Raw genomic sequence first — 1,544 nt, forward strand, 5'->3', positions numbered from 1 at the left:
TTAATAAGGCTATGACCGGGCTCCCGATAAACAATAAGAATTTTTCAATATAACCCGGTAGTGGTAAATACGGTGCCACTACTGTTAATACCATTAATAATACAGGTAAAAGGATGATAAAGAACGAAACTCCAGTCCCAGGTAAACCACTTGACTTTGTTTCTACTCGGATTAATTCCGGTTCTCCCACAGGAATAACCCGTTTATGAATCCATTTTGCGAATAAAGGACCAGCAATTATAGCTGTTGGGAATGCTATGATTAATGAATAAAGTAATACGTGTCCCATGTTTGCATTATAAATGCCTATAGCCGTCATGGCTCCCGGATGCGGGGGTACCAAACCATGGACAATCGATAAACCAGCTAATACTGGAATACCAATTAATAAGATGTTCACTTTGGTTGATTTACGAATGGAAATGACTAAAGGTAGCAATATTACTAAACCAACTTCAAAAAATACCGGAATACCGATAATGAACCCAGAGAGAAGCATAGCCCATGGTAGATTCTTCACACCGAATTTATTAATGAAGAAGTCTGCTACCTGCATACCAGCTCCTGAGTCCGACATCATCTTTCCTAAGATTGTACCCAATGCCAAGATACCAATAAGATGACCGAGGACAGCACCGACACCCGTTTCATAAGCACCTACAATCTTGTCCATAGGCAACCCTGAAAAAACTGCTAAAAATAAACTGGCTACAGTTAAGCTTATGAATGCATGCCATTTCCACCATGATACTCCCAAAATAACAATTACGATTGCTATCAGCGTGATTCCTAATAAATATAGATCCATATATTCTCCCCATCCCTAAGAAATCGCTTACAATCAAACCCATACAATAAACAGAATTATTGTATCGGCTCGTTATAGGTCACAATATAGTTCTGTTTAGCCGTATTGTAATACCCTTCACTATATTCCATTACATTACCGTCTCCATCACTAGAAATCCGGATCCTCTTTAGTACTGCTCTATCTTTTTCCATTTTCAGTGTTTCACAAATGTGATTAGGAGGAATAGCAACGGCAAACTCGTCTCTAAATGTTTCAAGTTTAATGTTTTGATCTTCCAAAAAACCATACAATGAATTTATCTGAATTTCTTTTAAATCTTCTTCGTTTATGTCCAATAAAATATAATGTGTAAAGTAAATATACGGTTCATTGTCCAATAAGTATATTCGCTCAATCTGAATGCAATTTTCTCCAAATAAAGGATAGAGGCCTGACTCTGAAGATAATTCAATCTTCCTTACGCTTAGCACTTTTTTTATAATGTAGTGACCTTCCTCAACTAATAACTCTGTGAAGCGTTTTCCTTTGGAAAGCCTCACAATCGAAGCATTCGCGATTACCTTTGTTCCTTTACCGCTTTTCTTTTCAACATAACCTTCTTGAACAAGTTCTTTAATTGCGTTGCGTATAGTAATTTTACTCACATTAAATTCTTCTTCTAATTGAGGCTCGGAGGGAATGTTTGTGTTGATAGCATAAACACCATGTAAAATACGATCCTTCAATATTTCTT

At 36.7% G+C, this 1,544-nt stretch carries 2 protein-coding genes; both read right to left on the reverse strand.

Features of this window, described 5'->3' with window-relative positions; genetic code table 11:
- Positions 1-808 (reverse strand): GntP family permease (locus tag AC1DUW_RS28370; RefSeq protein WP_477644125.1); only part of this gene is annotated, 808 nt, incomplete at its 3' end.
- Between the two features lie 56 nt (positions 809-864).
- Positions 865-1,539, reverse strand: coding sequence for a GntR family transcriptional regulator (locus tag AC1DUW_RS28375; protein ID WP_477644126.1), 675 nt, complete (start codon positions 1,537-1,539; stop codon positions 865-867).
- Positions 1,540-1,544 lie beyond the last annotated feature (5 nt).

This window comes from Peribacillus sp. P4_C12 (assembly GCF_056402095.1).